Origin of the sequence: Sphingomonas glacialis, assembly GCF_014653575.1 — a bacterium.
GTDB lineage: Bacteria > Pseudomonadota > Alphaproteobacteria > Sphingomonadales > Sphingomonadaceae > Sphingomonas > Sphingomonas glacialis.
Genome location: NZ_BNAQ01000003.1, coordinates 490,822 through 506,306 on the forward strand (window position 1 = coordinate 490,822; position 15,485 = coordinate 506,306).

A 15,485-nucleotide genomic window follows, 5' to 3' on the forward strand; every position below is an offset into this window, starting at 1 on the left:
ATACTCGCTTATTCTGTTCTGCCGTCGCGGCTCGCCGGATGGCGCGCCGTTCGGTGCTTGACGGCGATCCTAGCTCAAGCCCCGAGATGCGGCAAGCGATGCGCGGGGGATGTTCACGCGATCGGTTGACAGCCACCGCACACCCCCGTAGATCGCGGCCCGGCGTTGCCCCGTCGTCTAATGGTAAGACTGCGGTTTCTGATACCGCCTATTGAGGTTCGAATCCTCACGGGGCATCCAGCCATTGTCCGCTCGGTCTAGCGGAGCACATTCCAGCATATCAAATTGACCGCTGGCGAAGCCTCTGTCCGGGCTTGCCCGCGTGTTTCGTGGGTGCAGGCTCGGCGCGGGACTGTGGAAGCGGAGCGTGTTTGTCGCGACGCGCGTGCAGCAATTCTCCTAGACGGAATGGCAGGTGGCGAAAGGCGCACCTTTTTCCCAGTATACGACTGTCGTTTCCCCGAAGTACGCGTGTTAATAATATGCTTGTGGAAATACCGATAAAATAAGTGTTTAGGTGCTGGCTGTGGATGTGATAAACATTCTCTTGCTTTGTACAGTGCGTACGCTCGTCTTTGCGGGGGGATTATGCGCGGCACTGTTAGAAATCTCTGCGCCTGGCTCGTCGTGGTGCTGTTGGCGGGTGCCACCCCGGCGTTCGCGCAGGCGACGCGGACTTGGATTTCCGGGGTCGGCGACGATGCCAATCCATGCTCGCGCACGGCGCCGTGCAAAACCTTCGCCGGGGCGATCTCCAAGACCGCAGCGGGCGGCGAAATCAATGTCATCGATTCGGGCGGTTTCGGTGGCGTGACGATCACCAAGTCGATCACGCTGCGCGCGGTCGGCGTGGAAGCCGGGGTGCTGGTCGCCGGTACGAACGGTATCGTCATCAACGCTGCGGCGACCGACAAGGTCGTCCTCGAAGGGCTCGACCTCGAAGGGCTCAAGAATGCCGGTTCGGTGCCGCCTTTGTCGGGGGTGTTGGTCACGCGGGCGGCGGAAGTCCTCATCCGCGATTGCGATATCCGCAATTTCGATACCGGCATCCTGGTCCAGACCGTCGACCAGTCGCGAGTGACCGTCGATCAGAGCCTGCTGACCGGAAGCCTCAATGGCATCATCGTGAACTCCACGCCGGGCTTCGGCCATGTGAAGCTGTTCAATTCGCTGCTGGTTGGGAATACCACCGACGGGGTCAAGGTCACCGGTGCGGGCAACGACGTGTTCATCGCGAACGACCAGATCCTGGGAAGCGTCAAGTCGCTGGATATCCTGTCGGGCGGTGTGGTTCGCTCGTTCGGCAACAACGTCATTCCGACCGGCGATCCGCCGACCACGACGACGCCGCTGCAATAAGCGGCGACGCTGGCCCGCGACCGATCGCGGCGCGCGGTGGAGGCAGGCGGGTTGCGGCTCAATACGCGATATGACGCAGCGTCGAGGCAAAGGCCTGCAGGATCCGATTGCGTATCGCCGCATCCGCCATGACCTCGGCAAAGCTCGGGATATCGTCGCGGCGAAAGCCGGTCTTCTCGCGGGCCGTGAGCGGGCGATGGCGAAGCCCCGTCCGGTCCGAGATGTCGATCAGGCTCTGGTCCAGTTCCTCGTAGCGATAGAGGCGGTCGACGATCAGTGTGCCATCGTCATCGGTGTAAAGGCCGTCGTCGACCGGGAATTCGCCTTGATCGACATAGTCGCGCCAGCTTTGCGGTCCGGTCGCGCTGTAATGGTGCGGCGAGTGGCGCAGCATCGCGTAGTAGGACAGTGATTTGTCGACAGGATGCCGCTCGAAGGCGAATTTATAGGCGGAGACGAATCGCTCCGGCTGCGCGACCCGGATCTCACGAGCCGGCATGTGATTATAGTAATGCGTCCAGTTGCGTGGCGCGTGAAGCGGGTTGGCGGGATAGATTGGCGTGACGATCGCAGTCGGACCGCACGCTTCCGCGAGATGCACCTCGAGCGAAGTTCCGGCGGTTTTCCGAGTTTTGATGAAGATGAAATTCGGCTCGAAGGAAACAATTGCCACTGCCCACCTCGCGATCATGATGGTTTTTCGAACTGATTCTCGCAAAAACCGATTTTCAAACCCTGCATATTCCCGATCGGTGACGATCGCGCCACTATTGTTCCAAAAAGTAATCGATAAAGTATCTGAACGTCTTAGGTTAGTATCCGAGTAAGGAGGGATCGTATTATCTTTCAATATTGCGGTTTGTTATTTTTCGGGTTGTCGGACGGCACCGCATTCGACCAAAGCTTCGGCGCGCTCGGTGGCGCAATCGCACACCTCAACGTACCGAGCGCCAGCGCGATCGCTTGCGAGCGGTAGCGTCGCGCAATAGGGATAGCGGGTGACCGACAGTGTACCAGGCGCAGCGGCGGTTGCGGACGCTTCCCTTCCCCGCCGCGGCCGCTGGCGCTGGATAAGCGGTGCGGTCCTTGTGTTTCTCGCATTGCTCGGCGCAGCGTGGCTCGCGCGCAAACCCGTGGCGGAGCATTTCATCGACGATGCGCTCGCCGCGCGCGGCATTCCGGCGCGCTATGAGATCGCGCAGATCGGGTTTCGCACGCAGCGGCTGACCAATGTCCGCATCGGCGATCCACGCCGTCCCGATCTGCTGGCCGATTGGGTCGAGGTCGATACCAGCCTGTGGGTTTCGGGCGCGAGCGTCACTGCGATCCGCGTCGGGCGTGTGACGATACGCGCAACGCTTGCCGACGGGAAGGTGTCGTTCGGGACGATCGATCGCCTGCTGCCCGCGCCGTCGGGCAAGCCGTTCGCGCTTCCAGCGATCAAGGCCGAGATCGCCGATGGCCGCATCGCGCTTGCGACCCCGTACGGCCCGGTCGCGCTGCACGTGGTCGGGGCGGGGCGCCTCGACGACGGTTTTGCCGGAACGCTCGGTGCGAAAGCGGCGGCGTTCGAGCTGGGCGACTGCCGTCTCGCTACGCTCGATGCGGTGCTGCAAATCCAGGTGCGCGCGGCGCAACCGAGCTTGACCGGCCCCGTCACGCTCGCGCGCGGTGACTGCGGCGGCGCCCGAATCACCACGGCGCGCGCCGATTTGACGGCGACGCTTGCCGCCAAGCTCGACAGCGGGCGCGGATCGGCGCGGCTGGCGATCGCCGCACTCGATGGCGGCGCTGAGCTGCGCGGGCTGGCGGGGTCGGTCGATTTCGTCGGCTCGGCGCGTGATGTTTCGGGCGATCTCGATCTGCGCTCGGGGCCCGCCGCGGCGGCGGGCGTCGCGGCGCTCCGGACCGCGCTCGCCGGGCGCTATCGCTACGCCGACGGCGGTTTCGCGTTCGATGGGCGCGCGCAGGCGACGCGCGCACGGCTTCCAGTAGCTTGGCGCGCGCGGCTCGACCCGGCTCGTGGCGCAGGCACCGGAACTCCGGTCGGGCCGATCGTCGCGCAAGCGGTCGCTGCGCTGCAGGCCGCGGGCCGATCGGGCGATGTCGATGCGCGCGTCTCGACGATCCTCAATGCCGGGCGCGGGCAAGTGATCGTCTCGCGGCTCGCCTTTGCGGCGGCGTCGGGTGCGCGGGCAACGCTCGCTGGCGGGAGCGGGCTGCTCTACCGCTGGCCCGGCGGCGTGCGGATCGACAGCACCGTTACGCTCGGCGGCGGTGGCTTGCCCGACGCCAGCGTCCGCGTGCGCCAGGCGGGGTTTGGCGCGCCGCTGGTTGGGCGGGCGATCATCGCGCCGTATGCCGCCGGTGCTGCGCGGCTCGCGCTGACCCCGATCGACTTTAGCGCGACCACCAGCGGTGCGACGCATATCACGACTCGCGCCGCACTCAGCGGGCCGCTCGGCACTGGCCAGGTCACCGCGCTCAGCCTCCCGCTCGACGCGCGCTGGGACGGGCGCGCCGGGCTGACGCTCAATCCGGCCTGCGCGCCGCTGGCGTTCGAGCGGCTGGCGGTCGGCGGGCTCGATCTGCCGCGCTCGAGCGTGACGCTGTGCCCGCGCGACGGCGCGCTGCTGCGGCTTGAACAGGGCGCGGTGCGGGGTGGCGGCACGATCGGACCGATCCGCCTCGCCGGGCGGCTCGGTTCCGCGCCGATCGGCGTGACGCTGCAGCACGGCGAATGGCTGTTCGGCGCACGGCGCTTTGCGGCGACGGGGCTCGGCGTCCGGTTGGGCGCGCCCGAGCGGGTGACGCGGCTCGACGTCGCGACGCTAGGCGGAAGTCTCGCGACTGGGTCCCTTGCGGGCAGTTTCGATGGGGCGAGCGGACAGATCGGTGCGGTGCCGTTGCTGCTTTCGTCGGCGGCCGGGCGCTGGCGCTTTGCCGCGAACGTGCTGGCGCTCGATGGGGGCCTGATGGTCGCCGACAGCGCGGCCGACGCGCGCTTCCATCCGCTCGCCGCGCGCAGTGTCGCGCTGACGCTCGCCGACAACCGGATCGCGGCACGCGGCACGTTGTTCGAGCCGAGCAAGAGCGTCAAGGTCGCCGACGTCACGATCGCGCACGATCTTGGCGCCGGGGCAGGGCATGCCGATCTGACTGTCCCCGGCATCGTCTTCGGTCCGCAATTCCAGCCCGATGCGCTGACGCGGCTGACCTATGGCGTGATCGCCAACGTCGTCGGGTCGGTGAATGGCGAGGGGCATATCCGCTGGACGCCGCAGGGCGTGACGAGTGACGGCGTGTTCCGCACCCCCGGCACCGATCTTGCGGCGGCATTCGGCCCGGCGACGGGGATCAAGGGCGAAGTCCGGTTCACCGATCTGCTCGCGCTCGAAAGCGCGCCGGGGCAAGTCGCGACGATCAAGACGCTCAACCCGGGGATCGCGGTCAATGACGGCGTGGTGCGCTATCGATTGCTGCGCGGCACGCGGATCGCGGTCGAGCAGGGGCGCTGGCCGTTTGCCGGGGGCACGCTGACGCTCGAGCCGACCTTGCTCGATTTCGACAAGGCGCAGGAGCGGCGGATGACCTTCCGCGTCGATGGGATGCGCGCCGACCAGTTCCTCCAGCAGTTCGACTTCAAGAACCTCAACGCCACCGGCATCTTCGACGGCGCGCTGCCGATGGTGTTCGATTCGACCGGCGGGCGGATCGCGCAGGGCAGGCTCACCGTGCGGCCCGGTGGCGGCACGGTCGCCTATGTCGGCGAGGTGACGCAGAAGGATGTCGGCTTCTGGGGCAATTTCGCGTTCCAGGCGCTCAAATCGCTGCGCTATCGCAGCCTCGAGATCGTGATGAACGGGCCGCTCGCCGGCGAGATGATTACCGAGGTGCGCTTTGCCGGGATCGGGCAGGGGGCGGGCGCCAAGCGCAATTTCCTGTTCGACCGACTGCAGAAGCTGCCGTTGATCTTCAACGTGCGGATCAGCGCGCCCTTCCGCCAGCTGATCGATTCGGCGCAGAGCTTCTACGACCCGCGCCGGCTGATCGAACGCAACCTGCCGACGCTGCTCGAGGAGCAGACCAAGCGGGCCAAGCCGCCTACCCCCATTCAGCCTTCCGACAGCAGGATCGTGCCATGAACGAAACAGCATTGACGAAGACCGAGGATCGACCGACCACGCGCATGATGACGAGGACGATGACGATGGCCGCGATAGTGGTGGCCGCTTTGGCGCAGAGCGCGTGCGTAACCGTGAGCGCGCCCGACAAGCCGATCGTGATCAACCTCAACATCAGCGTCACGCAGGAAGTCGTCTACCGTCTCGACGGTCAGGCCAAGAGTTTGATCCAGGCACAACCGGGGATTTTCTGATGACACGCATTTTCACCAGCCTTGCCGCCCCGCTTGCCGCCATCACCCTGATCGGCACCGCGACCGCGGCGCTGGCGCAGCGCAGCCCGGCCTATCAGGCGGCGCGCGCCGCAGGTGAGGTCGGCGAGCAGCCCGACGGCTATCTCGGCGTGGTCGGCAGCGTCAGCGCCGAAGTGCGCGCGATGGTCAACAGCATCAACATCCAGCGCAAGGCGGCGTACACGCAGCAGAGCGCGAGCTCGGGCGCGACGGTCGAGCAGTTCGCCTTTACCAGCGGCTGCAATCTGATCGGCCAGACTGCGCCGGGCGAGAAGTACAAGGGTCCTGATGGCCAGTGGAAGACGCGCGGCGCCGCTGCCCCCGAGCGCGATTCGCGCTGCATCTGAGGCGCGACGACAAGGTTTCAGGCGCGCTCGACCATCACCCCGTTCGCCCTGGGCCTGTCGAAGGGCTCCTCTCGCCAGGGGGCACCCTGTCTATTGCGAGCAGGGCTTCGACATGCGGAGCCCGAACGGCGTGGGGTGATCACGCCGAGGCGGAGTGGGTCGTAGCGCCGCTTATTTCGCCTCGGCGAGCGCCGCCTTGGCGACAGCGCTGGTCCAGTCCATCCCGCCGGTGCTGCGCCACACTTCCTTGCCGGCCGAATCGAACAGGATGCTCATCGGCAGGCTGGCGTTATAGGCCAGGCTGAAGCCGAGCTCCTTGTCGAGATACGGCTGGAGCCGGGTGAACTTTTCCTTGGCGAAGAAGGCGGCGACGGTCGGGCGGTCCTTGTCCTGGCTGATCGTCGCGACGGCGATGCTTGCGGCGGCCTGGTCGAGCGTCGGCATTTCCTTGACGCACGGGCCGCACCACGTCGCCCACAGATTGACGAGCACGGGCTTGCCCTTGAACGCGGCGAGCGTCGTCTTCTTGCCCGCCGGATCCTCGAAGCCGAGCGTCGGCGCGGCCTCGCCCTTGTGGCTTCGGTCGATCTTGCTGGTCTCGGCGGGGGGCGTAGCGGCGGCGGTTGCGGTGCTGTTCGCGGCGACCTCTGCTTGCCCGTTGGACGAGACTTGCTTATCGCACCCGGCTAGCACGAGCAGCAGGACCGAAGCGATCACCGAGCGAAACAACATGGGCACGTCCAATGCGATGTGGGGTGGGCGCTTCGCCGAGGGGCCGGCCGCGGTCATGCGGTCGATAAATGCCTCGATCCCGTTCGACAAGCGGCTCTGGCGGCAGGACATCGCCGGGTCGAAGGCGCATGTCGCGATGCTGGGTGCGACGGGAATCGTTTCGCCTGCCGATGCATCCACGATTTCCGCGGGTCTTGATGTAGTTGCCGCCCATTACGAGGCGCATGGTGTCGCCGAGGACATGGCGCTCGAAGATATTCACATGCAGAGCGAGTCGCGGCTCGCCGCGGCGATCGGGCCGGTCGCGGGGCGGCTGCACACCGCACGCTCGCGCAACGATCAGGTCGCGACCGATTTCAAGCTGTGGGTGCGTGACGCGATCGACGAGGTCGAGGCAGCACTCGCCGCGTTCCAGGACGCACTGCTCACGCGCGCCGAGGAACATGCCGACAGCGTGATGCCGGGCTTCACGCATCTGCAGAGCGCGCAGCCGGTGACGCTCGGCCATCATTTGATGGCGTATCACGAGATGATCGCGCGCGACCGCAGCCGCTTCGCCGATGCGCGCAAGCGGATGAACCTGTCGCCGCTCGGCTCGGCGGCGCTCGCGGGCACGGGCTTCCCGATCGACCGCGAGATGACCGCGGCGGCGCTCGGTTTCGATGGCCCGACGCGCAACTCGCTCGACGGCGTGTCCGACCGCGATTTCGCGATCGAATATCTGACCTGCGCGACGCAATGCTCGCTCCACCTCTCGCGGCTCGCCGAGGAGTTCGTGCTCTGGGCGTCGCAGCCGTTCGGCTTCGTCGCTTTGTCGGATCAATGGTCGACGGGCAGCTCGATCATGCCGCAGAAGCGCAATCCCGATGCCGCCGAGCTGGTGCGCGGCCATGCGGGGCGCATCCTCGGCTGCATGACGTCGCTGATGGTGACGATGAAGGGCCTGCCGCTCGCCTATTCGAAGGACATGCAGGACGACAAGCCACCGGTGTTCGAGGCGCACGATCTGCTCGGTCTGTCGATCGCGGCGATGACCGGGATGGTCGAGAGCGCGACCTTCCGCACCACACGGATGCGCGACGTTGCAGAAGCCGGTTTCGCCACCGCGACCGATCTCGCCGACTGGCTCGTCCGCGAAGCGGGCGTGCCGTTCCGCGAGGCGCATCACATCACCGGCCAGGCGGTCGCGCGCGCCGAAGCGCTCGGGCTCAAGCTCGATGCGCTCCCGCTGACCGCATTGCAGGCGATCGACGGCCGAATCGACGAGCGCGTCTACGACGTGCTGTCGGTCGATGCCTCGGTCGCCAGCCGCGTGAGTTTCGGCGGCACTGCACCCAGCCGCGTCCGCGCGGCGATCGCGGCGGCACGCACGGGGGAAACGGCATGAAACACGGTCTGGCTCTGGGGTTCTGCGCGGCGCTGTTGCTCGCCGGGTGTGGCGCTGCGTCGGGGTTGAAACCGGCCGAGGGGAGATCGCTCCCCGTCGCGCCATATGGCGCGAAAGAGACGCCGACCCCCGCCGAGCTGCTCAAACCGACCAATCAGGAACGGCCGATGCGCAGCGACGAGGTTCTCACCAATTCCGCGGAACGCCGGAGCGACGAGTTCAGCCTTCCGCCTCCCAACTGACAGGCTTCATTCGATGGATCATTTTTCGCTCGTCGACGGCGCGCTGCACTGCGAGGGCGTGCCGCTCGCGGCGATCGCCGAAGCGGTCGGCACACCCGTCTATGTCTATTCGACCGCGACGTTCGAACGCCATGCGCGCGTGTTTCGCGAAGGGCTGGCGCCGGCGGGGGATGTCCACCTCGCTTATGCGATCAAGGCCAATCCCAACCTGGCCGTGCTCCGCGTGCTCGCGCGCGAGGGTTATGGCGCCGATGTCGTGTCGGGCGGCGAGCTGGCGCGCGCGCTGGCGGCGGGAATCCCGGCGAAGGACGTGGTCTTTTCGGGCGTCGGCAAGACCGTCGGCGAATTGTCGACCGCGCTCGATGTCGGGCTCGGCCAGTTCAATCTCGAGCTTGAAGAGGAAGGCGTCGTCCTCGCCGGGCTCGCCGCCGCGCGCGGGATGCGCGCCGATGCGACGCTGCGCGTCAATCCCGACGTTGATGCCGGGACGCATGCTAAGATCTCGACGGGCAAGCGCGAGAACAAGTTCGGCGTGCCGATCGACCAGGCCCCGGCGATCTTCGCGCGGCTCGCCGGATTGCCGGGCCTCGCGCTGCGCGGCGTGGCGATCCATATCGGCAGCCAGCTGAGCGAGCTCGCCCCGCTCGAGGCGGCCTATGCACGGATCGGCGCGCTCGTCGCCGAGCTGCGTGCCGCTGGCCACCCGATCGAGCGAGTCGATCTCGGCGGTGGGCTCGGCGTGCCATACCGCGCGGGCGAGGTGTTCCCGAGCCCGGCCGAATATGGCGCGATGGTCGCGCGCGTCACTAAGGGGTGGGGCGTGCGGCTGATGTTCGAGCCCGGCCGCGTGATTGCGGGCAATGCCGGCGTGCTGCTGACCAAGGTGATCTGGGTCAAGCCCGGCGCGATCAACCCGTATGTCATCGTCGACGCCGCGATGAACGATCTCGCGCGCCCGGCGATGTACGATGCGTGGCACGATTTCGAGGCGGTGTCGCCGAGCGGCGCGCGGATGACCGCCAATATCGCCGGCCCGGTGTGCGAAAGCGGCGACACCTTCGCGATGGCGCGCGACATCGATACGGTGAAGAGCGGCGATCTCGCGATCTTCCGCACCGCCGGCGCGTACGGCGCGACGATGGCGTCGACGTATAACAGCCGCGCGCTTGTGCCCGAAGTGCTCGTCGATGGCGATCGTTTCGCGGTCGTCGCCGATCGAATCCTGCCCGAGACGATCCTTGCCGCCGAGCGCATTCCGGACTGGTTGAAGGCGTGAGCCTGCACAGCCTGCCGCTGTTCGTGCGGCTGGCGGGCCGCCCGGTGATGCTGCTCGGCGAGGGCGAGCCCGCCGATGCGAAACGGCGACTGCTCGAACGCGCCGGCGCGGTGATCGTCGGCGAGGAGGCGAGCGCTGCCCTGGCGATCGTCGCGATCGAGGACGAAGCGCAAGCGCAGGCGGCGATCGCGCGGCTTCAAGCGCGCGGTGTGCTCGTCAATGCGGTTGACCGGCCCGATAAATGCGATTTCACGCTGCCCGCGATCATCGATCGCAGCCCGGTGCTGATCGCGATCGGCACCGGCGGTGCATCGGCTGGCCTCGCGGCGGCGCTGCGGCAACGCCTCGAGGGGCTGCTCCCGGCGACGCTCGGGCCGCTCGCCGACCGGCTCTATGCCTTGCGCGCGGCGATCCGGCTGGCGTTGCCCGCGCTCGACACACGCCGGCGCGCGCTCGGCGCGGCGTTTGCGCAAGGCGGTGTGCTCGATCCGCTCGCGGCGGGGCCCGATGCCGTCGAGACGTGGCTGACGGCGCCCGCCGCGCCGACCGATCGGCTCGTCACGCTGTGGCTGCGCTCGGCCGACCCCGACGATCTGACGCTCGGCGAAGCGCGCGCGCTCGCGCTCGCCGACCGTATTTACGCGCCGCCCCACGCGCCCGCGGCGATCCTCGATCGATCGCGCGCCGACGCCGTGCGGATCGTTTCGGACGCGCCGCCCGTTACGCGCGAACCAGGACTGACGCTGTGGGTGGAGATGGAATGAGCGGGTTTGCGTACCGGGTGGCCGACGGCACGGCCGAACGCATCGATATCCAGAACGCGCTCGAGACGCCGAGCGATCTGGTCTGGGTGCATCTCACCAGCAATAACGAGCAAGCTAAGGCATGGCTGGGCGACGTCGCCAAGCTTCCCGACTATGTCGTCGAGGCGTTGACCACGAGCGAATCGCGGCCGCGCTGCGAAGCGCTCGGCGATGGCGCGATCCTCAATTTGCGCGGCCGCTCGAACGAGGCGATGACGACATCGGACCCGCTCGCCTCGCTGCGCATCTGGGCGACGGCGGGGCGGGTGATCTCGGTGACGCGGCGCTCTTTGACTGCCGTCGACGACGTGACCAAGCAGATCGAAGGCGGCACGATCCGCGACCCGGGCGACCTCATCGCCGAATTTGCGGTGGCGATTACCGAGGAGCTCGACCCCGAAGTCGCCGATCTCGGCGACAGCCTCGATGATTGCGAGGCCGATCTCGACGCCGACAGGGTGTTCGTCCTGCGCCGCAACGTCACCAAGGTGCGCGTCGCCGCGATCGGCTATCGCCGCTTCCTCACGCCGCAGCGCGCCGCGCTCGAGAAGCTGGCATCGCTGCCGTGCGACTGGCTGCAGGATGACGACCGGCTGCATCTCGCCTCCGCCGCCGATCGCGCCGCGCGCATGGCCGAGGAACTTGAATCGATCCGCGAGCGCTCGGCGCTGATGCACGAGGCGCTGACCGATTTGCGCGCCGAACAGATCGATTCGCGCTCGCTGCTGATCTCGATCGTCGCGTTGATCTTCCTCCCGCTGACCTTCCTCACCGGCCTGTACGGGATGAATGTCGAGGGACTGCCCTTCGCCAAGGAGCCTTGGGCGTTCGATGTGATCGGCGGGATCTGCATCGCGATCACCGTCGGCATCATCGGCTATTTCTCGGTAAAGCGCTGGTTCGGCTGACGGATCAGGCCGCGCGCACCGCGCGCCACGCCTGGCCGATTTCATCGAGCGTGTCGGCAACATCGCGGAACGGCCGCGGATCCTGGCCGATCGCGGCGGTGACGACGGTGTGCCGCGCCCCGCCGTACAATTTGGCGAGCGCCGGGGCGACGGTGCCGCCCGCGGTGAAATCGAGCCCGGCCTCGAGCGCGAAGAGGATTGCGGTGGCGCGCGTCACCTTGTCGCTCTTCATCGCGTAATTGCCGTGCTCGGCCGCCCAGGCGGCGCCGCGCAAGGCCCGGATCGCTTCGTCATAGAGCAATTGGACCAACGCCGGCCCATCGGCCTCGGCGGTTTGCCCGGCGAGCTCGATCTGGCGATACGTCGCCTCGGGATTGCGGCCGAAGGCCGTGGCATAAGCGACGCTCATCCGCCGGTCTTGTTCCACTGGTCGATCTGGGACTGCAACGCCTTGGCACTCGCCTTATAGGCTGCGACCATCGCGTCGGAAGCGGCATATTGCTTGGTCAGGCGGTCTTGATACGCGGCGGTATCGGTCGTCACCTGTGCTTCTGCGTCGTTCACCTTGGCGAGCTTGGCGGTGTAGAGCGCAGTGCTGCCGACGAGGCCGGTGCTCTGGGCCTGGCCGTTGACGATGACCTTGTTGTTGGTCGCCGCGCTGGTGATCGCGTTGAGCGCGGCGGCGAGGCCGCCGCCGGTCGCGCCGGTGCCGTTGGCGAACAGCGCCTCGACTGCGGCAGGGGTCTTGAGCAAGGCGGTGTTGAGCTTGGTCGAATCGACGCTGAGCGTGCCGTCCTTGTTGGTCGCGACACCAATCGAGGCGAGATTGACCGGATCGCCCGCCGCGCCCCCGCTCGACAGCGGCGTCACGGTGAGGCCCCGCAGCGAGCGCAGCAAGTTGGTCGCGTTATAATCGCTGCGCAACGGGCCCGTCGCCGGGTCGGTTTCGGTCTTCAGCTCGGCGAGCACTTGGTTGTAGGTCGTGACGAAATCGGTGACGGCTTGCGCGATCCCGTCGCGCGGCGTCGTGCTGCCGAGCGAGACGGGCTTGGCGACCGAAGTGGTACCGCTGGACGTCGTCGTGCTGGTCCTGGGGGAGACGCCGGTGAGCGTCAATTTCACCCCGGCGACAAGGTCGCTGATCGTGTTGCTCGTGCGCTCGACGCTCACGCCGTCGACGGTCAGATTGGCATTGCCGGCATTGCTGTTGATGCTCGCGGCGGCGGTGCCGCTGCCGCCGCCGACGTTCAACTGCGACAGGTTGCCAGTGCCGCTCAACGTGAAGGCCTGTGCGGTTCCGGTCGGCCCCTTCATCGACAGATATGCAGCGCCGTTGACGTCGGTCACCACGCTCGCGGTGAGACCCTTGCCGCTCGCATTGATCGCCGCAGCGACATCGGTGAGCTTGGCGCCCTGAGCGATCGCAATCTGGATCGGAGCGGATGAAGTGGTGAGCGAGGAGACCGCGCTGTCGGCCGCCGTGCCGAAGGTGAGCGTCAGCGTGCCCGCGTCGAAGGTCGGCGCGCCGCTTGGAAAACCCGCGATCGCGGTCTGGGCGGTGGCGAGCGCGTTGACGGTCACCTGCGTCGACAGACCGGCCAGCTTTGCGCCGGGCAGCGCGGTTGCCGTCAGCACCGACGCGTCCGAGCTGGTCGGCTGCGATGCGAGCGATCCGCCGGTAACGAGCGAGGTCAGCGCCGAGGCAAAGCTGGTGATCGCGCTCTGTACCTTGGCGACCGAGGAAATCTGTGCGGTGAGCGCGGTGTCCTGCGCGCTGAGCGAGGCGTTCTTCGCGGCGAATTGTGCGCTCACCAGCGACTTGATCAGGCTCGCCGTATCGACCCCCGACCCGGCACCGAGCGAGGTCAGGATCGACGAGCCCGACACCGTGGCGGTCGAGGTCGTCGGAGTGGTCGCGGTGGTCGTCACCATATCATCGTCCCGGAAAAGCGCTCAGTTGGAAGAACGACGAAACGCCTCGAAAATTTAGCTTTGTTTCACACCATTCTCATCGAAGCGCGCGCTTGGCGGGACCTGGACCGACGGCGGCACTGCGGCGGCGCCCGCCTGGCTGTTGAGCCCGAAGACGAAGGCGAGGATCGTCGCGAGCGCGACGTAGAGATCGTCGCGGACCTCCTGGCCCTCGCGGCTGGTGTAATAGACCGCGCGAGCGAGCGAGGGATATTCGAGCACGGGCACGCGCGCCTCGGCACCGAGCTCGCGGATCGCGAGCGCGATCACGCCGCGACCCTTGGCGACGACGACGGGGACTTGGTCGGTCTCGCGATTGTAGCGCAGCGCGACCGCGAAATGCGTCGGGTTGGTGAGGATGACGTGCGCTTCGCTCACCGCGCTGCGCATCGAGCGTTTCGACATCTCGCGCTGGCGCTGGCGCATCGCGCCCTTGGCCTCGGGCGAGCCTTCGCTCTCCTTATGCTCGTCGCGCAGATCCTGTTTCGACATCCGCAATTTGCGCAGCAGCTGGAAGATCTGCAGCGGCACGTCGATCCCGGCGATCACGACGAGCCCGCCCGCCATCGCGAACAGCACGCCGGTAAAGGTGCTGCCGAGCACGCCGACCGCGGTGCCGATATTGGTCGAGGCGAGCCCGATCGTCGCATGCGCGACTTGATCGAGCATGTGCCAGCCGATCGCGCCGAGCAGCACGACCTTGAGCAGCGACTTGCCAAGCTCGATCCAGCCCTGCGGCCCGACAATCCGTTTCAATCCCGCGCCGGGGTTGATCCGCGACGCCTTGGGGGCGAGCAGCGATCCGTTGAAGCTGAGATGCCCGAGCCCCGCCTGGCTGACGATCGCCGCGACGATCGTCATCGCGAGCAGCGAGATGAGCGACGGCGCGAGCTTCCAGCCGCTTTGGACGAGCGGGCGGAAGGGCGAGAAATCTTCGATATCGCGGTGATCGAACGCGAAGCTCGCGGTCATCACGTCCTTGCACGCGCCGACCAGCGACGGGCCCATGAAGGCGAGCCAGCCGCAGCCGGCGAGCATCATCAGCGCCGTCGCGAGTTCGCGGGATTTGAGGACATCGCCCTTTTCGGCCGCGTCGCGTTTGCGCTTGGCGGTTGGTGCTTCTGTCTTTTCGCCGAATTCGTCTGCCATCAGCCGAGCACCAGCGATTGTGTCGCAGCCAGGCCTTCATCGATGATGACGAGCAGGTAATCGCCCATCGCCGGAAAGCCGAGCGCGAGCGCGACGACGCCGACCGCAAGGCTCGCCGGCAGCCCGACCGCGAACAGGTTGAGCGACGGTGCCGAACGCGAGATCATTCCGACGACGAGGTTGAGGCAGAGCAGCAGGAAGCCGACCGGAAGTGCGAGCAGGAGCCCGGCGAGGAAGGTATAGCCGCCGAAAAAGGCGATGTTCTCGAGCTGTTGCGGTTTCAGCCAGGCGCCGCCGGGCGGGAGCGCGACATAGCTTTTCACGATCATCTCGACGAGAATCAGGTGGCCATTGACGCTGAGGAACAGCAGCGTGAGCATCATCGAGAAGAACTGGCCGAGCGCCGGGGTCGACTTGCCGTTCTGCGGGTCGATGGCGGAGGCGAAGCCGATCCCCATCGACGTGCCGATCAGCTCGCTCGCGATCATCGGAGCGGCAAACGCAATCTGCAGCACGAAGCCGAGCGCTAGCCCGACCAGTGCTTCGGCGGCGACCGAGAGGATCGTGGCCAGCGCGAAGACGTGTTCGGGCGGGGTGATCGGGTGGACGCTCAGCACGAGCACGCCGATCGCGCCCGACAGCGTGACGCGAACGACGAGCGGGATCGCGACGGCGCTGAACACGGGCGCGGCGACGAAGGCAGCACCGACGCGGACCATCACGAAGATCAACGCCCAGAGCTGCGGTTCGATCGACAGGCCGAAGCCTAAGGGACTCAAATTCCCCTCCCGCTTGCGAGTTCGAGGTCGGTCATGCCCCCGGCATGACCTGAACGATGCGGGGCATCGTTCACCTCGAACTGCGTTAGGGGAGGGAATGACCTGGAACCATGCG

At 67.0% G+C, this 15,485-nt stretch carries 15 protein-coding genes and 1 tRNA gene; 10 read left to right on the forward strand and 6 right to left on the reverse strand.

The window, feature by feature from the left end:
• Positions 1 to 166: 166 nt before the first annotated feature.
• Positions 167 to 240, forward strand: a tRNA-Gln gene (locus IE187_RS13060).
• A 348-nt stretch (positions 241 to 588) separates the two neighbouring features.
• Positions 589 to 1,359 carry a right-handed parallel beta-helix repeat-containing protein gene (locus IE187_RS13065; RefSeq protein WP_133191034.1) on the forward strand — a complete coding sequence of 257 codons (771 nt, stop codon included), beginning with the start codon at positions 589 to 591 and terminating at the stop codon, positions 1,357 to 1,359.
• Positions 1,360 to 1,417: 58 nt separating this feature from the next.
• Here the strand turns inward: IE187_RS13065 and IE187_RS13070 are convergent, their stop codons facing one another.
• Complete coding sequence (locus IE187_RS13070) at positions 1,418 to 2,209, reverse strand: sulfotransferase family 2 domain-containing protein (RefSeq protein WP_189676591.1); 792 nt, start codon at positions 2,207 to 2,209, stop codon at positions 1,418 to 1,420.
• Positions 2,210 to 2,357: 148 nt separating this feature from the next.
• Here IE187_RS13070 and IE187_RS13075 point away from each other — a divergent pair, with 148 nt between their 5' ends.
• From IE187_RS13075 to IE187_RS13085, 3 genes are read left to right on the forward strand one after another with little or no spacing between them, the layout of a single operon-like run.
• The gene (locus IE187_RS13075) at positions 2,358 to 5,504 is read left to right on the forward strand and encodes an intermembrane phospholipid transport YdbH family protein (protein ID WP_189676592.1); all 3,147 of its coding nucleotides are present in this window, start codon (positions 2,358 to 2,360) and stop codon (positions 5,502 to 5,504) included.
• Complete coding sequence (locus IE187_RS13080) at positions 5,501 to 5,737, forward strand: YnbE family lipoprotein (protein WP_189676593.1); 237 nt, start codon at positions 5,501 to 5,503, stop codon at positions 5,735 to 5,737. Before IE187_RS13075 ends, IE187_RS13080 begins: the two co-directional genes overlap by 4 nt.
• The gene (locus IE187_RS13085) at positions 5,737 to 6,123 is read left to right on the forward strand and encodes a YdbL family probable chaperone protein (RefSeq protein WP_189676594.1); all 387 of its coding nucleotides are present in this window, start codon (positions 5,737 to 5,739) and stop codon (positions 6,121 to 6,123) included. The genes IE187_RS13080 and IE187_RS13085 overlap by 1 nt, the downstream gene beginning before the upstream one ends.
• Before the next feature lie 171 nt (positions 6,124 to 6,294).
• Here the strand turns inward: IE187_RS13085 and IE187_RS13090 are convergent, their stop codons facing one another.
• Complete coding sequence (locus tag IE187_RS13090; RefSeq protein WP_189676595.1) at positions 6,295 to 6,855, reverse strand: TlpA family protein disulfide reductase; 561 nt, start codon at positions 6,853 to 6,855, stop codon at positions 6,295 to 6,297.
• A 16-nt stretch (positions 6,856 to 6,871) separates the two neighbouring features.
• Here IE187_RS13090 and argH point away from each other — a divergent pair, with 16 nt between their 5' ends.
• Genes argH through IE187_RS13115 form a run of 5 tightly spaced genes read left to right on the forward strand, consistent with a single transcriptional unit; the run spans position 6,872 to position 11,471 of the window.
• A complete protein-coding gene (gene argH, locus IE187_RS13095; RefSeq protein ID WP_229839402.1) occupies positions 6,872 to 8,242 on the forward strand; it encodes an argininosuccinate lyase in 1,371 nt (456 codons plus the stop codon).
• Positions 8,239 to 8,484, forward strand: a complete 246-nt coding sequence (locus IE187_RS13100; protein WP_133191024.1) for a hypothetical protein — start codon at positions 8,239 to 8,241, stop codon at positions 8,482 to 8,484. The genes argH and IE187_RS13100 overlap by 4 nt, the downstream gene beginning before the upstream one ends.
• Before the next feature lie 13 nt (positions 8,485 to 8,497).
• The gene (gene lysA / locus IE187_RS13105; protein ID WP_189676597.1) at positions 8,498 to 9,760 is read left to right on the forward strand and encodes a diaminopimelate decarboxylase; all 1,263 of its coding nucleotides are present in this window, start codon (positions 8,498 to 8,500) and stop codon (positions 9,758 to 9,760) included.
• Entirely contained in the window at positions 9,757 to 10,524 is a 768-nt protein-coding gene (locus IE187_RS13110) for a precorrin-2 dehydrogenase/sirohydrochlorin ferrochelatase family protein (RefSeq protein ID WP_189676598.1), read from the forward strand. The genes lysA and IE187_RS13110 overlap by 4 nt, the downstream gene beginning before the upstream one ends.
• Complete coding sequence (locus IE187_RS13115; RefSeq protein ID WP_189676599.1) at positions 10,521 to 11,471, forward strand: zinc transporter ZntB; 951 nt, start codon at positions 10,521 to 10,523, stop codon at positions 11,469 to 11,471. The genes IE187_RS13110 and IE187_RS13115 overlap by 4 nt, the downstream gene beginning before the upstream one ends.
• A 4-nt stretch (positions 11,472 to 11,475) precedes the next feature.
• On the opposite strand, the gene IE187_RS13120 is transcribed toward IE187_RS13115, so the two are convergent.
• Genes IE187_RS13120 through fliR form a run of 4 tightly spaced genes read right to left on the reverse strand, consistent with a single transcriptional unit; the run spans position 11,476 to position 15,370 of the window.
• Entirely contained in the window at positions 11,476 to 11,880 is a 405-nt protein-coding gene (locus IE187_RS13120) for a flagellar export chaperone FliS (protein ID WP_133191018.1), read from the reverse strand.
• Positions 11,877 to 13,403 carry a flagellar filament capping protein FliD gene (gene fliD / locus IE187_RS13125; protein WP_189676600.1) on the reverse strand — a complete coding sequence of 509 codons (1,527 nt, stop codon included), beginning with the start codon at positions 13,401 to 13,403 and terminating at the stop codon, positions 11,877 to 11,879. Before fliD ends, IE187_RS13120 begins: the two co-directional genes overlap by 4 nt.
• 54 nt (positions 13,404 to 13,457) lie before the next feature.
• Positions 13,458 to 14,591, reverse strand: a complete 1,134-nt coding sequence (locus IE187_RS13130) for an EscU/YscU/HrcU family type III secretion system export apparatus switch protein (protein WP_133191014.1) — start codon at positions 14,589 to 14,591, stop codon at positions 13,458 to 13,460.
• Positions 14,591 to 15,370, reverse strand: coding sequence for a flagellar biosynthetic protein FliR (gene fliR, locus IE187_RS13135; protein ID WP_189676601.1), 780 nt, complete (start codon positions 15,368 to 15,370; stop codon positions 14,591 to 14,593). The genes IE187_RS13130 and fliR overlap by 1 nt, the downstream gene beginning before the upstream one ends.
• Between the last annotated feature and the right edge of the window lie 115 nt (positions 15,371 to 15,485).

Bases quoted from the DNA above. Each gene is read 5' to 3' on its own strand.
- IE187_RS13080 (WP_189676593.1), top strand. From the start codon at position 5,501: ATGAACGAAACAGCATTGACGAAGACCGAGGATCGACCGACCACGCGC.
- IE187_RS13065 (WP_133191034.1), top strand. From the start codon at position 589: ATGCGCGGCACTGTTAGAAATCTCTGCGCCTGGCTCGTCGTGGTGCTG.
- argH (WP_229839402.1), top strand. From the start codon at position 6,872: ATGTGGGGTGGGCGCTTCGCCGAGGGGCCGGCCGCGGTCATGCGGTCG.
- IE187_RS13115 (WP_189676599.1), top strand. From the start codon at position 10,521: ATGAGCGGGTTTGCGTACCGGGTGGCCGACGGCACGGCCGAACGCATC.
- IE187_RS13120 (WP_133191018.1), bottom strand. From the start codon at position 11,880: ATGAGCGTCGCTTATGCCACGGCCTTCGGCCGCAATCCCGAGGCGACG.
- fliD (WP_189676600.1), bottom strand. From the start codon at position 13,403: ATGGTGACGACCACCGCGACCACTCCGACGACCTCGACCGCCACGGTG.
- IE187_RS13085 (WP_189676594.1), top strand. From the start codon at position 5,737: ATGACACGCATTTTCACCAGCCTTGCCGCCCCGCTTGCCGCCATCACC.
- lysA (WP_189676597.1), top strand. From the start codon at position 8,498: ATGGATCATTTTTCGCTCGTCGACGGCGCGCTGCACTGCGAGGGCGTG.
- IE187_RS13130 (WP_133191014.1), bottom strand. From the start codon at position 14,591: ATGGCAGACGAATTCGGCGAAAAGACAGAAGCACCAACCGCCAAGCGC.
- IE187_RS13090 (WP_189676595.1), bottom strand. From the start codon at position 6,855: ATGTTGTTTCGCTCGGTGATCGCTTCGGTCCTGCTGCTCGTGCTAGCC.
- IE187_RS13100 (WP_133191024.1), top strand. From the start codon at position 8,239: ATGAAACACGGTCTGGCTCTGGGGTTCTGCGCGGCGCTGTTGCTCGCC.